Origin of the sequence: Floridaenema aerugineum BLCC-F46, from assembly GCF_041929345.1 — a bacterium.
Classification (GTDB): domain Bacteria; phylum Cyanobacteriota; class Cyanobacteriia; order Cyanobacteriales; family Aerosakkonemataceae; genus Floridanema; species Floridanema aerugineum.
Map to the genome: position 1 here is coordinate 1 of NZ_JBHFNQ010000117.1, position 14,609 is coordinate 14,609.

Below are 14,609 nucleotides of genomic sequence, written 5' to 3' on the forward strand. Positions count from 1 at the left end.
ATAAATGTTACAAACCAGGGAACGGTGCGTTAGGCACGGGAATTTATTGATGGATTGGAATGCTGAATTTATCGCCCGTGCCTAACACACCCTACGATTAAATAAGATTTTGTTATCACCATAAATCCGGGAGAGCCATCCATCCTATAAGATCTCTATGAATTTCTAGCCTTGCTATAAGTGCATCTTCGTCAGTTGGCATTTATTGGTTTATGTAACTTTCCCCAGTTTAAACTGCTAGTTCATATAACAGCAGAAACACCAATATTTTATCTAAAACACTTCTTAAATAAAACAGGTTTTTCCCCTATTTCGGAACCCTTATAGTAGAACGGATGGTGCAAGATCGTAAAGGGTGAAGTCATTAATTTTACTGGATTACACCATCCTCTACTCTTATTTTCTGAGCATCATTAATGCTTCAGACGTTCACAGGTGTGCCGTCGGGATGCAATAATGCTCTTTTTGGGCCGTGAATTGGATCTTCGACGATAATGGTTTGGTCGCGACTTGCGCCTAAAGAGACGATCGCGATCGGCACCTTCATCAACTCCGCCAGGAATTTCAGATAGTCCAAAGCTTTGCCAGGTAAGTCTTCTAGAGTGCGACATTCTGCCGTTGATTGTTTCCAACCTGGTCTAGTTTCATAGATTGGGCGACAATTGGCAAACACGCGAGAACTGCTAGGAAAATCCTCGCAGCGTTGACCGTCAATTTCGTAAGCAACACAAACTTTAATTTCTTCGAGTTCGTCGAGAACATCGAGTTTGGTAATAGCGAGACAGTCAATGCCATTGATCCGCACGGCATAGCGACCAATTACAGCATCAAACCAACCACAACGGCGTTTCCGTCCTGTAGTTGTGCCGAATTCCGCACCGCGATCGCACAGCAACTCTCCTAGTGTACCGCCTAATTCGGTAGGAAATGGCCCTTCGCCGACTCTGGTAGTGTAAGCTTTGGATACGCCGATGACGCGATCGATCATTGTCGGCCCAACACCCGCCCCCACGCAAGCCCCCCCAGCTACCGGATTAGAAGAAGTAACGTAAGGATAAGTACCATGATCCAAATCTAAAAGCGTGCCTTGTGCTCCTTCAAATAGGATATTGCGCTTGTGCTCAACAGCATCGTAAATTTTTAAAGAGCAATCGACTACATGAGGTCGCAAACGCTCCGCATAGCCTAAATACTCCTCTATTACCGCTTCCGGGTCAAGAGGCGGCAAATTGTATAGTTTTTCCAGAATCGCGTTTTTGTAAGTAATTGTCCAGTGCAACTGTTCGCGCAGTGCCTCTGGATCGATCAAGTCTAAAATACGAATACCAGTTCGTTCCGACTTATCGGCGTAAGTAGGGCCAATACCCCGACCTGTAGTACCAATCTTGAAATCTCCGCGCCGTTCTTCCGATGCTTGGTCAATCATGCGATGATAAGGCATCGTGACGTGCGCCGTCTGGGAAATCATTAAATTTTTCGTGGAGATGTTCAGTTCTTTTAACTGATCCAACTCTCCAATCAACACTTTGGGGTCGATGACTGTGCCAGAACCAATGATGCACTGAGTTTCTGGATACAATATGCCAGAAGGAATCAGATGCAGCTTAAAGGTTTGTCCCTGAACTACAACGGTGTGTCCAGCATTGACACCCCCTTGATAACGTACTACTACATCTGCTGATTTACTTAGTAAATCTGTTATCTTGCCTTTTCCTTCATCGCCCCACTGGGCTCCAATTACAATAACGTTAGCCAAAGGTTTATTAAAATTGCTAAAGTTTCCACAAATCTCTATTTTTAGCAGAAATGGGGACAGTTGTCAAGGTGAATGGAGAAGATTAACGCAGATGGACGATCGCAGAAGAAAAAGATAGATAATTGATATAGAAGATAAAATTTAGGCAAAGTATTGGTAGTAGATAGGCACTAAAATGGCTCAATCTTCAAATTGGCTTAATTCCCTAGTAACTAACCCTTGGTTCAGCATTATTAGTTTAATGATAGGTGTTTTAGGCGTAATTTTGTCAATATATATTCATTTAAAAAGTAAAAAAGTTAAAAGACCTTTTTATGCTTTTAGCAGTTACACATTAGAACCGAAGGTTCAAAAATTAGAAATGTCCTATAATAGTCATAAAATTGAAAGGTTAACTTTTACAAATCTTGTTTTTTGGAAGGCAGGTAAAGATACGATACACAATAAAGATATTGCAGCAGGAGATCCACTAAAGATTAGGTTAAGTGGCAATCATAAAATTCTTGACGTTAAGCTAGTATATGAATCTGATAAAATTAATCAATTTAATTATAATATAGATAATGTTCAGTCAGAAATAAGCTTTAGTTTTGATTATCTAGATAAAGATGATGGAGTAATTATGCAAATAGTTCATACTGGAAAACACTCCGATTTTCAAATAAGTGGAACAATAAAAGGGGCTGGAAAAATTAAACTATTTTATGACGAAAAACCTATTTGGCTCAAAAAATTAACAAATATCTTTCCTGACAGGATTAACTGGATGACATTATTACTATCTGTATGTCTAAACATCTTTTTATTAAATTCCAGAATCATCCCATATAAATTTACGTTATTTATAATTTTGGTAATTATTTTCATTATGTGTATTTCATTAATTGTACGGCTCATTGATATTATTTACAGTTCAAAATATTATATTGTCAGCAAGCCTAAATATTTTAAAGACTTTGAAACAAAATCTTGGATAGACTAACAAAGATCACATAACTTCCGAAGACTAAACCTAGAAAATATGCCAACTGAAACTATTACCCTTCAAATTCCAGAAATACTTTATCAACGCTTGGTGAATACTGCTAATGCGACACAGCGATCGATTGAAGAAGTTATTCTCCATGCTTTACAAGTTGGTAGTCCTCCTCAGTGGGATGATGTACCAGAAGAGTTTCAAGCTGATATTGCTGCTTTGGATAAATTAGACGATGATACTTTGTGGGAGATTGTTAATAGTCGGAAAACAGCAGGAGAAATGGAACGATATGACTCTCTTTTAGAGAGAAATTCTAACGGTACACTCACAGAAGCGGAACGTTTAGAATTGATGGCATTGCGACAAGAAGCTGACCTTTTTATGTTAAGAAAAGCACAGGCAGCAGTGTTACTTCGTTGGCGGGGACATCTCGTACCAACGCTTTGATAATTCATGTCTACATATATTTCGGAAAGTTTAAGAAATTTGATTGGAGAAAGCGATCGCCAAAGACGCTGCTATTGTTTAACTAGTTAAGCCAATAGTGGCATTCCGATGTCTTACGATCATATTCAACCTATTTCTAAAGGTGGAGAAACTAGCTTTGAGAATGTTTGTTTAGCTTGTCGATCTTGCAATGAATTTAAGAGTGATGCAACCGTAGCTGTAGATCCTGTGACAGGAGAAAATGCCCCGCTTTTTAACCCTCGCACACAAAATTGGTCTGAGCATTTTTCTTGGAGTTCTGATACTACGAAATTTGAAGGTTTAACAAGCATTGGACGAGCAACAATTGTACGTTTGAGAATGAACAATTCAGTTATAGTTGCAGCTAGGCGACGATGGGCAATTAGCGGTTGGCATCCTCCAGCAAGCTAAATCTATAATTTCTTAATTACTGCAAAACTGCTGTAACTTCCACATATTCGCATTCAGTAGTTGGTTGAGGAATAGGTAAACCATCTTCTTGCATTCCTTCTAAATGAAATGCGATCGCTTCTTGAATATTTTTTTTAACTTCTTCTATAGTATCGCCAACGCTGACACAACCAGGTAAATCAGGAACATAAGCGGAGTAATTTCCTTCTGCTTTTTCAATTACCACAGCGTAACGCATGATTAATTCTCCAATTTGTCAATTAATGTTCAGCAGCATTGTCTGTCAGCCTACTAGCCCGCCTGCGATTCAAATCGCAGGCTAATAGCGAAAGTCTACTGAAGTAGACTGATACCAATTCTCTGTAAAATTGCGCTTAATCATAGAACCGAGACCGTAGACGGAGAGGGGTTTGGGGTGGGGTTCATTGAGCGCATCTTCATAGAGAATTGGTATGAGTAATAAGAAATTTAATTTCTTTGGGTTTTCAGTCGGTTTTAACCGAGTTGCGCTATTAGACAGGGAATTGATTCCCTGTCGGACTACAAGCGAAGTCATTGACTCTAATTAATTTACGGTTGCTGTCACTTCTAGATATTGGCAATTTTATTATTTTGTAACTGCTGATACCAATTTCTCAATATCACCCTGTTGGGTGAAACGGATGGGGGAAGTAATAACTTACCTTAGAGTGAGAAACTAAAGTCATATAGAAGAACTAAATATTTTTAACTCTATCCTCTCTGAGAAACTACAACAAACAGCAACTTTACCCCGCGAACGAGTGGGGTTTTTTGTTGGTTCAACTATCCCGACTTTCAGGAATATAAGGATTACCGAGTGCAGCGGGAGGGGTAGATTTTCCGGCTAATCCTACTAAAGCTAACAGGGCAATTATATAAGGTAACATCACCAAAAATTGATAAGGAATATTCAAATTAAAGGCTTGAATTCGCAATTGTAAAGCTTCAGTAGCACCGAATAATAAACAAGCTAAAGCAGTGCTGACGGGATGCCATCTGCCAAAAATTAATGCAGCTAAAGCGATAAAACCTTTACCAGCACTCATACCTTCTACGAAAAAGTTAACATGAACTAAAGTTAAATATGCTCCGCCTAAACTGGCAAGACAACCGCTAATTATCACAGCTACATAACGCACTAAGCTAACAGAAACTCCCGCAGTATCGGCGGCGCGAGGATATTCCCCAACCGCCCGTAAAGATAAACCTAAACTAGTGCGAAATATTAGATAGGTGGTGAGGGGAACTAAGAGGAATAAGAGGTAAATTAAGGGGTCTTGATTAAATAGCAGCGAACCGATAATGGGGATATTTTTTAATCCGGGGATGGCGATACTGTCTATTCCGGGAAGTTTTTGTGCTTGTCCACTATTAAATAAGATTCTTGCCCAAAAGGAAGTTAAACCAACAGCAGTGAGATTAATTGCTAATCCTGATACTAACTGATCGACTCTTAAGCTGACGCTGAGGTAAGCGTGTAAAAGTCCGACTATTGCACCGATGATAATTGCTAATAGTAATCCTAACCAAACATTGCCTGTAAAAAATGCTCCGACGGCGCTAGCAAATGCGCCAGATAATAACATTCCTTCCAGCGCAATATTAATTACTCCTGAACGTTCCGAAAACAGTCCTCCTAAAGCAGCAAAAGCTAGGGGAACTGCAAGGCGTAAACTGGCAATTAAGTAGTCAGTGAAAAAGTTGAGATTGTCCATAAAATAAAAGAAAATTTAAACAACAAAGGCACGAAGAACACGAAGAAATAAGAAGATTATGATGAAAAGGGTAAGCTTCACATTTAGTATTACCTTTTCTTTTCTTTGCGTTCTTTGCGTCCTTTGCGGTTCCAAAAAAATCGATAATTCATAATCCTAAACCTCATCTGCATTCATCTGCGGTTTAAAAATTCCTTGAAACTTAAACCTTCTTTCCAAAGCAAAACTAATGGCAATAAATAATACAGTTAAACCTTGAATTGCATAAACCACTGTCACCGGAACATTTGCACTGCGTTGCATGACATTTGCGCCGCTGCGAAGTGCTCCGAAAAATAGGGAAGTCGCTACAACTCCGGCGATGTTTCCGCGACTCAAAAAGGCGATCGCGATCGCATCATACCCATACCCAGGCGAAAATTGATCGAAAAGTCGATGTCTCAACCCCAAAACCTCCGAAGAACCCGCTAACCCCGCCAAACCTCCCGCTAACGCCATCACCAGTATAATAGTGCGTTTTACCGACATCCCGGCATATCGCGCCGCTGTGGGGTTCATTCCCACCGCTTCGATTTGGTATCCTAAAGGCGATCGCGCCAACACTACCCACAAAACGATCGCCGCTATTAACCCAACTAAAATTCCGGCGTGGGCTTGGGTTTGCGGCAGTATAATCGGCAACCAAGATGTTTCAGGGAGTAAGGGAGAATACGGACTAGGCGCTCCTGGTTCAATTAAAGGTTGCTGTACCAAGTATCCCACCAAGTTCAAAGCGACATAGTTAAGCAACAATGTAGTAATTACTTCATTTACACCCCGTACTGCTTTTAAGTATCCGGGAATTGAGCCCCAAATTCCGCCAAACAAAAATCCGCCTAATAACGCTAAGGGTAGATGAATCCACGCAGGTAATCCTGGTAAATATAACCCGACTAAAGTGCTACCGAGCCCACCCATGTAAATTTGCCCTTCTGCACCAATGTTAAATTGTCCTGCTTTTAGGGCTACTAATACTCCTAAACCTGCTAATAATAAAGGTGCCGTTTTGGTGAGAGTGCTGGCAAAACCATAATAGTCTGTCAGTGATTCATTGAAGAGGACTGTATAAGCTGTGACAGGATTATTGCCACTGAAGGCGATTAATATTGCACCGACTAGTAAGGCGGATGCGATCGCCACAATTGGCGATAAAATTGGGAGCAGAATCGGTAAAATAGGCTGATTTTTTGTCATTTTTGAGCGGGGAAATGGGCAACTTTAGATTGTAGGTTTAATTTAATTTATAATATGTATTTTCCCAATCACTAATGTATGAAACTAAAATTTTTAGCTAGCGCCGCCACAATCACAATTCTGGGATTATTAGCTAGTCCGAGTTTATCTCAAACTGACATCAATGCGGAACTAAATGCACAACTTAAACAAGCAATTTGTACTCAACAATGGCGAAAAGCTATTAACATTTTAAATCGCATGAGAGCTAGAGTACCACAAATGGAAAGGGAACTAATTACTTATCGTCGCCAAATCCAAACTTTAGCTAATTCTAGAGCCAGAATTCAACAAAATTGGCCTCCTGAATATTGTACTGCTACTCCGACAAATACGCCAGCAGCTACACCCCAAACTACTCCTAATTCACCGCCGACAACGCCAGCAACAACAGCAACAACTTCCGCAGTTACAGGCGAGGTTTCTGTTAATCAAATTAGCAGTGTATTTCGAGGTAGAACTGTCCGGGGTGTAGTGGTAAATAATACTAATAATCCGGTGACAAATGTCAAAGTTAATTTTGCTATTGTCCGCAATACTACACCCGATGGAGAACCAACTGAAGAACAAGTGATTGAAACAGGTTCGCGGGAAATTCCAGGTACTATTGCACCTGGAAGATCAGTTAATTTTGAGGGTAGTGTTAATCAAAGAATTAGGGGTAATCCTAAAGTAATTTCTGTGGAATGGAGAAATACAATCGATAATTCAGAAGGTTCAAATCCACCGAAAGAAAATACCCAGTAAATAGCCTATTTTTTTGGGTAATAGCTACAGTAATTCTTCAAGCTAAATTTTTTTGAACCGCTCCAGACGCAGAGGACGCAGAGGGAAGAGAAGGAGGGGTTTAGGGGTGAATTGGGATGGTTAGATTAAGCGGCGAATTTTAGCGGCAATTAGAGGTGAAAGTGTTAATATCAGCATACCAATTGGTAAAAGTCCGCCTTTGAGTATGTTGTAATCTGCGGCGATTCTTTCCCAGGAATAACCTGCTATAAAAAGTCCGAATGTTACCTCGAATGTTAGCATTAACACCAGCCAAAGTAAGCCAATAGCTAACAACTCAAAGACGCTTTTTGCACCAATCCATTTTATGAAAATAATGGCGATTGTCAGAATAATTGTTGCACCTGTGAAAACTCCGATTTGTCTGGCGTGAAAATCACCGACGTAGGGTACAAGCAGCAGGGTGCGTGCGATTCCATTTGCAATTTCACCACAGACAATAATTACCCAAACTACAAGGCTTTTTAAAAGTATCATTGGGTGTTTACCTCTGATCATTTTGAATCTAAAACCTTACCACCAGTCATTAAATAACCAATTTGTTCTACAGTGGTTGTAGCTGCGTCTAGGATATCAACAAATTTACCTTCATACATTACCGCAATCCGATCGCTAACCGCCATCACTTCTTCTAATTCAGTAGAAATATACAAAATTGCTGCACCTCTTTCCCTTTCTGCTAACAATTTTTGCTGCACATATTCTGTCGCACCTACATCTAATCCTCTGGTAGGTTGCATGGCAATAATTAAATCGGGATTTCCCGAAAGTTCCCGCGCCAAAACTACTTTTTGTTGATTTCCTCCTGAGAGTTGACTAACTTTAATTTCGGGATTTTCGGCGCGAATATCAAAGTTTTCTATTGCTTCAGTAGCATGATGATTAATTACTCCATATTGCAATAACCAACGACGACAAAAAGGGAGAAATTTAAAAGCTTTGAGAATCAAATTTTTGGCAATGCTAAACCCCATTACTAAACCCATTTTTTGCCGATCTTCGGGAATGTAAGCTATACTTTTATTGGTGGTTTTTTTGCTAATTGTTCCGGCGGAAATTTGGCGTAAATTGGCGTTCGCGTCAGCGTACCGCAGGTGTATCGCATCTGCTAATTCTCGTTGTCCATTTCCATCTACTCCCGCTACTCCCAAAATCTCCCCTGAATGCAATTGAAAAGAGACATCTTTTACCACAGGTAAATCTCTTTCATCTCTCACCTGTAAATTCTGCACTTCTAACACTATATCTCCCGAAGTATGGGGAGATTTATCTAATTGAAATAATACTTCTCTCCCTACCATTAATCTGGCTAATTCCTGGGAGTTTGTGTCTTTAATTTGTAAATTTGCTACTACTTTTCCTCGCTGCAAAACTGTTACTGTATCGCAGAGGTTCATCACTTCTTCTAATTTGTGGCTAATGAAGATGATGGTGCGATCGCGATCGGCTAATTCGCGTAAAATTTTCGCTAAATTTTTCACCTCTGGCGGCGTTAATACCGCTGTTGGTTCATCTAAAATTAACAACTTTGCTTGGCGATACAGTGCTTTTAAAATTTCTACTCTTTGCTGTATTCCTACAGGTAAATCCCCAACTTTTGCCAAAGGATCAACATCTAAATTAAATGATTTAGCTAATTGGGAAATTTCCTGACTTTTTTCAGATAAATTCAACCTTAAATCTAACTTAGTTCCGAGAATAATATTTTCGGTAACAGTTAGTTGCGGTATTAACATAAAATGTTGGTGAATCATCCCAATTCCCTGCTGAATTGCCATTGCAGGGGAGGAAATTTGCACAGGTTGATTTCCTAAATAAATTTTTCCGGCATCTGGTTGATAAAGTCCGCAAAGAATGTTCATTAAAGTAGTTTTACCTGCGCCATTTTCCCCTAATAAAGCGTGAATACTACCTCGATTAACTGTTAAGTTAATGTTGTCATTAGCTAGGAAATTGCCAAAGCTTTTAGTGATTTTTTCCAGTCTTAGGTAAGTCATTATTGAACCACTCCAGACGCAGAGGACACAGAAAAAAGAAGGAAAGGTATGGTATGTTGTTGCGCTTCAGCGCTCTTCTCTTATTACTACCACTGGGGTTAGAGCGCTAAAGCGCAACAACGTACCTAAAACTATGCTTGCTTTACACAGCGTGTACTTTTCCCATTTTCTTGACAAGGTTCAAACATTACTTTTTTAGCTAAAATTGCTTGTTTGGTTTGCAGTGCTTTTTGCTGTAAGTCTTGGGGAACCATTTCGCCAAATTTGCCGATATAAAGAATTTCTGGTCTTTCTAAACCAATTGTATAAATTTCACCTTTGAGATTATTTTTTACTGCTAAATCAGCTAAATAAGCAATGGCTAAATCAATTCGTTTTACTGCACTAGTTAATACTGCTTTTGGTGCTAAATTTAATTGATCGGTTGTGTTTCCAAAAGCAAAAACTCCTTTTTCCGCAGCAGTTTGTAAAACTGCTGGCGAAGCATTATCTAACCACTGATAAATTACATCAACTCCTGATGAAATTAACGCTAAAGATGCTTCTTTTGCTTTCGCTGCATCATTCCAATCACCTGTGTAACTTGGTGATATTTGAATATTCGGTTTAACTGATTTTGCACCTAGCTGAAATCCTCGCAATTCTTCATCGGTTGCTTGAAAAGATTGTGCTGCTAAATAAGCTAGTTTGTTTGATTTTGTCATATTAGCAGCAATGATGCCGCAAATATAACTTGCTTGTAAATGATCGATTCGTAAAGATGCCATGTTTGCACCTTTCACTGCACCATTTACACCGACAAAAAATGTTTTGGGAAATTGCGGTGCTACTTGTTGAATTGCTGCATCAAATTGTCCGCCATGAGCAAATAGTAAATTGTACCCACGTCTAGCAAAATCGGATAAAGCTTCGGTTTGATCTGCTTGTGCTACTTTTTCGACAAAAGCAGTTTCTACTCCTAGTTGATTTTTCGCAGTATTCAAACCTTCAAAACCTGCTTGATTCCACGCTTTATCAGTAGTAATTCCTGGCAAAACCATCGCTATTTTGAACTTTTTCGCATCAGTTACAGCGGTGGTGTTGCTGGTTGTATTTCCTGCTGTCGGTGGAGTAGAATTTGGACTGTTACCGCAGGCTTTTAGGAGTAAACTAGTACCAAAAGCAGCGGAAGCGTAGTAGATAAATTGTCGTCTGGGAAGTTTTGGAGACATATTGCGATCGCCTTATTTACCAACTTTAGAGACTACATTAGTTATACTGGTAAATCTTTCTGTAATCTCAGGCCGTATTCTGAGATACATTAACAATATCATCTATTTAGCTAAAACAATGAGTCAATCACTACTATTAAAACAAATTCCCGCACAATTAATTACTGTAGACAATTTTCGCCCTTTTGGACAGGTGATTTTTCCCAGTCAAGATGGCAAAGGTTTTGATGCAGAGGACGCACAGTTAAATTTACAAAATGGCACTCCTCGCTTTTATATTATGCACCTAACTCACAGAGGACGCAAATTTCATAAAATTACTCGTCATGTTAAATGCACTCAATGTCTTGGTTCTTTAGCAGGAAAAGATTGGTTAATTGCTGTTGCTCCTCCTGATAATAATTGCAATGAACCTGCGATCGAACAAATCGCCGCTTTTCGCATTCCCGGAAATTGTTTTATTAAATTAGAAGTAGGAACTTGGCACGCTGGACCCTATTTCGCTCATGAATTTGTAGACTTTTATAATTTAGAACTTGCTGATACAAATGTAGTCGATCATTTTACTCATAACTTTTGCCAAAGTCATCAATTAGAATTCGAGTTTGTTTAGTGGGATGGTGCGTTAAGTTAGCAGCAAATTTGCGTTTTAAAATTTCCGAGAGATGGTGCGTTACGTTAGCACTAACGCACCCTACAAACTGATTACAAACAAAGATGTTTTATGAGCTTAGATAACGTCAGAAAACTTTTTCAGAGGTTAAAGCTCCCGCCGTTAATGGGAAGTTTGCGGGAGGTAAAAGAAGCTGAATTAATTAGATATGAAAAGCTTAAAGATTTACCCTGGTTTGAAGAAAACTGGGACATCTTTCTGGATGAACTTGATGCTAGGTTCCTGTCTGAAGATTGTTTAAGGCAACTGAAATTAAGCGATGATGCCCAATTTTGGTTAGACAATAAAGAGTTAGATTTTTGGGAATTACTGGAATTTTTTTATTAGACTAATCTTCCTTCTCCATCACTTCCCCGCCAACAATTTCATAACCCCAATTCTGATTTTGATTGGCGATCTTTTTCGCTGCGTCATATTCTCCTAAATAACAAAGTTCTGCTAGCAGTTGATATCCTTCTTCTTTCTGCTTTTGCAGTCTTTCTCGACGCAACTTTTCTCTTTCCTCGTCTGAAAGTGGCGATCGTCCTAAGTCAAAGGCATCAATTTGGTTAATTCGTTTCATTTTTCTACCTCTAAAAAGGAGTTAAGTCTACTAATTCACCATCAACAATTGCGTATTCCCATTCCGGGTGTTCTGTAATTTGCTTTTCCACTAATTTTTTACCCATTGGAGTTTTGAAAACTGCTTTTAAAGTATCAATATTAGGCACATCGCTAGCTGAATCCGGCTTTTTTTGGGGAGATTCTTGCTCCTTATCATTCATTTGTGCGAGACTTTGGTAACTTGAAGATTCTAGGGACAATTGGGGTGATACAGCGCTCAGTTTTTGCATGACACTTTCTTTAGTAATAGCAGGTTTATCTGTAAAAGATGGGGGTAAATAAGGGGTTTTTATTCCTGATTTTTTGGCTTTAATTGCTTCGTCGGCAATGCGATCGCACTTCCGCAAAAAACCCTCCCACAAATCCTTACCTAAAACCGGATTTCGCAAATCCGATCGCGCTTTAGACACCGCAACTTCTAAAGGTTCACCTTTTTGGACATAATATTGTATCCGTTCTTCTTCAAAAGCAGGATAAGCTATTCCCGGTTCAATTTCCCAATCTCGCTTAACTTTTTGACTCTCTCCTAACGGAATTCCCTGCACAAATTCATCCCAAAATGGCGAGACTATACCTTTAGTTATGCCATCTATTATTTTAAACACCCAATCCGCCGGATTGTAAAAACCTTTTTCCTTGGCATATTCTAACAAAAGTTTTTGAAATTCAGCAAATTGTTCATGACTTTTCCAAGGGCCATTAAATTGGTAATTAGGTGTAACTTTTACAGCAATTGGTGGACGTTGCCAGGGCACATTTTGCTCGGTTTTCCTCACCGGATTTGGTTGAATTACTTCCAACTTATTGCTAACATTTTCCTCAACAGTATTGCTCTTTAAATCATGTAAAAGTTCATGTAACTTTTCCTCTAAAGCTTCTAAATTTAGCCAAAATTCTAAAGTGTTACTTTGCTGTTCAACTAATCTTTCTTTCAGCAAATTTCGCTCAATTAATTCTTTTCGTGCCAATTCCTGTTCTCTGCGATTTAACCCAGTTTCTTGTTCTATTTCTTGGACGCTAGTTCTCAGCCAATCATAGGGATTATTCGATCGCGATCGCCATTGCAAAAGCTGACAAAAAAATATACAAGATGTCACGCTACCAGTTACTTTTGCTAATCTCGGATAATAAATTGCTGTTTTGCCCAAATCGCTTAAAAATACTCCAATTTTCACTCGTAAATACTCCGATTATTTTTAATCATTGTTTCTCCCATTAAGTCTTATTTTAGTTCTTTCCTTGATTGCGATCGCATGGCAATCAAGGTTTAAGCTGAGATTGTTTGAACACCTAAGAAGTCAGCACTGTTTCGTAAATTTTAGCTAAAACTAGTTTTTAATGTGAAGTTCTGATGAAGATTTCATAAATCTAAGGTTAAGCTTGTGTAGTAATACTGAAATTTCTCTAGGACGGTAAGAACAACCGTAAGGAACCAGGGTATGAGTAAGGCAAGTTTGCTAGCCATGTCCGCAGCACTTGGAGTTACCGCAGGTAGTCTGGGACTCGCAATTCCTGCATTCGCCGTTGGGTTAACATTAGTGCAAGATGAACCCTACGCACCAGCACCTAGCGGCTGGACAAACTTAGGGTGGAAAGTGGAAGGTCGTGCAGGCGCACCTTTTGGAGAAGATTACGAATTTGCGATCGGTCCAAACGGAGCCCAAGCAAACAATACTGGACAAATTTACCGAGATTGGAACAATGGCGAAATAGTAGATTGGTCATTTAATTGGGATGGTCAAACTGCTAAATTTACTCTCGCTGGTGAAGAGATTTTGTATTCTTTATTGAATCCTTCACCTAACATTTTTAATGGCTTTTATTTGCTGACAAATGTTGATACTAGAAGCTACAATGCTCCGGTTTTGGGAACGCAAAGAGTAGCCGAAGGAACTCAAATCGATTTAATAGTTAAAACCCTTAACGGTCAAGATGCAACTGATACATCAGGAATATTAGATAGCGTTTTCAGCAGTTCTGTTGGACAAGCAACAGAAGCTCAAAGTTTGAGTAAAAAATTCTTTTCTAGTCCCGAAGCAATTACATCTTTAACTGGCACAGTTAAAATGAGTTGGCTAAATATTAATCCCAATGAAATTAAAGCTCGTTCTCGCGTTTCTTTCCAAATCCAAGGTTACGATTTTCCAGGACAACGTTCGATTCCTGAACCTACCTCAGTACTAACTCTATTAGCTTTTGGTGCTTTTGGTGTCGGTTCATTAATTAAACACCGCCAACTTCTTTAAAAAGTTAAATGAGATACCGTTAATCTGGTACGATCGCTTACTTCTCCCCAGGCATTAAACCAATTAACGGCATCATTTCCGCAATCATTCTTTACTTTATCCTGCGCCGTTTCGTCTTCCGTTATCAGCGTAGACCAATTTAAAATTAATCATGAAAAATCCCTGATAAACTGTTAAAATGTGAAAATTAAAACCAACGGCAAAAGCAGCATTATGGAAGAAAAACCACCAACTGCGGCTGAATATGTTGATACAATATCTCAATTAGTTGATTTGCCGATCGCCTCCGAACATCGTCCAGGTGTAATCCAAAACTTTGAGCGAATTATGGCGATCGCTAAATTAGTAACAGAATTTCCTTTACCAGAAGATCTCGAAGCTGCACCCATATTTGAACCAAAAAGTACGTTGTTGCGCTTCAGCGCTAAACTATAGCGCTAAAGCGCAACAACGTACCTAGTTTCATCAATC

17 protein-coding genes and 1 pseudogene are annotated in these 14,609 nt (G+C 39.2%); 8 read left to right on the forward strand and 10 right to left on the reverse strand.

Annotated features, from left to right (window positions below; translation table 11 throughout):
• Positions 1-421 precede the first annotated feature (421 nt).
• The gene (locus ACE1CC_RS15470; RefSeq protein WP_413271327.1) at positions 422-1,756 is read right to left on the reverse strand and encodes an adenylosuccinate synthase; all 1,335 of its coding nucleotides are present in this window, start codon (positions 1,754-1,756) and stop codon (positions 422-424) included.
• A gap of 175 nt (positions 1,757-1,931) precedes the next feature.
• Here ACE1CC_RS15470 and ACE1CC_RS15475 point away from each other — a divergent pair, with 175 nt between their 5' ends.
• The 3 genes and pseudogenes from ACE1CC_RS15475 to ACE1CC_RS15485 all read left to right on the forward strand — a co-directional run bounded on the left by ACE1CC_RS15475 (position 1,932) and on the right by ACE1CC_RS15485 (position 3,614).
• Entirely contained in the window at positions 1,932-2,738 is an 807-nt protein-coding gene (locus ACE1CC_RS15475) for a hypothetical protein (protein WP_413271328.1), read from the forward strand.
• A 39-nt stretch (positions 2,739-2,777) separates the two neighbouring features.
• Positions 2,778-3,182, forward strand: a complete 405-nt coding sequence (locus ACE1CC_RS15480) for a hypothetical protein (RefSeq protein WP_413271329.1) — start codon at positions 2,778-2,780, stop codon at positions 3,180-3,182.
• 6 nt (positions 3,183-3,188) lie between these two features.
• Positions 3,189-3,614 (forward strand): annotated as a pseudogene (locus tag ACE1CC_RS15485) (HNH endonuclease).
• A gap of 16 nt (positions 3,615-3,630) precedes the next feature.
• Here ACE1CC_RS15485 and ACE1CC_RS15490 read toward each other — a convergent pair.
• From ACE1CC_RS15490 to ACE1CC_RS15505, 4 genes are all read right to left on the reverse strand, one after another.
• Complete coding sequence (locus ACE1CC_RS15490) at positions 3,631-3,852, reverse strand: type II toxin-antitoxin system HicB family antitoxin (protein ID WP_413271331.1); 222 nt, start codon at positions 3,850-3,852, stop codon at positions 3,631-3,633.
• Between the two features lie 81 nt (positions 3,853-3,933).
• Entirely contained in the window at positions 3,934-4,170 is a 237-nt protein-coding gene (locus tag ACE1CC_RS15495; protein ID WP_413271332.1) for a hypothetical protein, read from the reverse strand.
• Positions 4,171-4,414: 244 nt separating this feature from the next.
• Complete coding sequence (locus tag ACE1CC_RS15500; RefSeq protein WP_413271333.1) at positions 4,415-5,350, reverse strand: ABC transporter permease; 936 nt, start codon at positions 5,348-5,350, stop codon at positions 4,415-4,417.
• Between the two features lie 156 nt (positions 5,351-5,506).
• A complete protein-coding gene (locus tag ACE1CC_RS15505) occupies positions 5,507-6,583 on the reverse strand; it encodes an ABC transporter permease (protein ID WP_413271334.1) in 1,077 nt (358 codons plus the stop codon).
• A 78-nt stretch (positions 6,584-6,661) separates the two neighbouring features.
• On the opposite strand from ACE1CC_RS15505, the gene ACE1CC_RS15510 reads away from it, so the two are divergent.
• The gene (locus ACE1CC_RS15510; RefSeq protein WP_413271335.1) at positions 6,662-7,369 is read left to right on the forward strand and encodes a hypothetical protein; all 708 of its coding nucleotides are present in this window, start codon (positions 6,662-6,664) and stop codon (positions 7,367-7,369) included.
• A gap of 120 nt (positions 7,370-7,489) precedes the next feature.
• Here the strand turns inward: ACE1CC_RS15510 and ACE1CC_RS15515 are convergent, their stop codons facing one another.
• The 3 genes from ACE1CC_RS15515 to ACE1CC_RS15525 form a co-directional block, all read right to left on the reverse strand.
• Positions 7,490-7,885 (reverse strand): hypothetical protein, encoded by a 396-nt coding sequence (locus ACE1CC_RS15515; RefSeq protein WP_413271336.1) that lies wholly within the window; start codon positions 7,883-7,885, stop codon positions 7,490-7,492.
• Between the two features lie 17 nt (positions 7,886-7,902).
• On the reverse strand, positions 7,903-9,405 hold the full coding sequence (locus ACE1CC_RS15520) for an ABC transporter ATP-binding protein (RefSeq protein WP_413271337.1): 1,503 nt from the start codon (positions 9,403-9,405) through the stop codon (positions 7,903-7,905).
• Positions 9,406-9,536: 131 nt separating this feature from the next.
• On the reverse strand, positions 9,537-10,616 hold the full coding sequence (locus ACE1CC_RS15525) for a BMP family protein (RefSeq protein WP_413271338.1): 1,080 nt from the start codon (positions 10,614-10,616) through the stop codon (positions 9,537-9,539).
• Between the two features lie 118 nt (positions 10,617-10,734).
• Between ACE1CC_RS15525 and ACE1CC_RS15530 the strand changes: the two genes are divergently transcribed.
• Both ACE1CC_RS15530 and ACE1CC_RS15535 read left to right on the forward strand, forming a co-directional pair.
• On the forward strand, positions 10,735-11,229 hold the full coding sequence (locus tag ACE1CC_RS15530) for an ureidoglycolate lyase (protein ID WP_413271339.1): 495 nt from the start codon (positions 10,735-10,737) through the stop codon (positions 11,227-11,229).
• Positions 11,230-11,340: 111 nt separating this feature from the next.
• Positions 11,341-11,616, forward strand: a complete 276-nt coding sequence (locus ACE1CC_RS15535; protein ID WP_413271340.1) for a hypothetical protein — start codon at positions 11,341-11,343, stop codon at positions 11,614-11,616.
• Between the two features lies 1 nt (position 11,617).
• Here ACE1CC_RS15535 and ACE1CC_RS15540 read toward each other — a convergent pair whose 3' ends face one another.
• Together ACE1CC_RS15540 and ACE1CC_RS15545 are read right to left on the reverse strand one after the other, a co-directional pair.
• Positions 11,618-11,851, reverse strand: a complete 234-nt coding sequence (locus ACE1CC_RS15540; RefSeq protein WP_413271341.1) for a hypothetical protein — start codon at positions 11,849-11,851, stop codon at positions 11,618-11,620.
• Positions 11,852-11,861: 10 nt separating this feature from the next.
• Positions 11,862-13,067, reverse strand: a complete 1,206-nt coding sequence (locus ACE1CC_RS15545) for a hypothetical protein (protein WP_413271342.1) — start codon at positions 13,065-13,067, stop codon at positions 11,862-11,864.
• 264 nt (positions 13,068-13,331) lie between these two features.
• Here ACE1CC_RS15545 and ACE1CC_RS15550 point away from each other — a divergent pair, with 264 nt between their 5' ends.
• Together ACE1CC_RS15550 and ACE1CC_RS15555 are read left to right on the forward strand one after the other, a co-directional pair.
• Entirely contained in the window at positions 13,332-14,138 is an 807-nt protein-coding gene (locus ACE1CC_RS15550) for a choice-of-anchor W domain-containing protein (protein ID WP_413271343.1), read from the forward strand.
• A 180-nt stretch (positions 14,139-14,318) separates the two neighbouring features.
• Positions 14,319-14,573 carry a DUF4089 domain-containing protein gene (locus tag ACE1CC_RS15555; RefSeq protein ID WP_413271344.1) on the forward strand — a complete coding sequence of 85 codons (255 nt, stop codon included), beginning with the start codon at positions 14,319-14,321 and terminating at the stop codon, positions 14,571-14,573.
• The last annotated feature ends 36 nt before the right edge of the window (positions 14,574-14,609 follow it).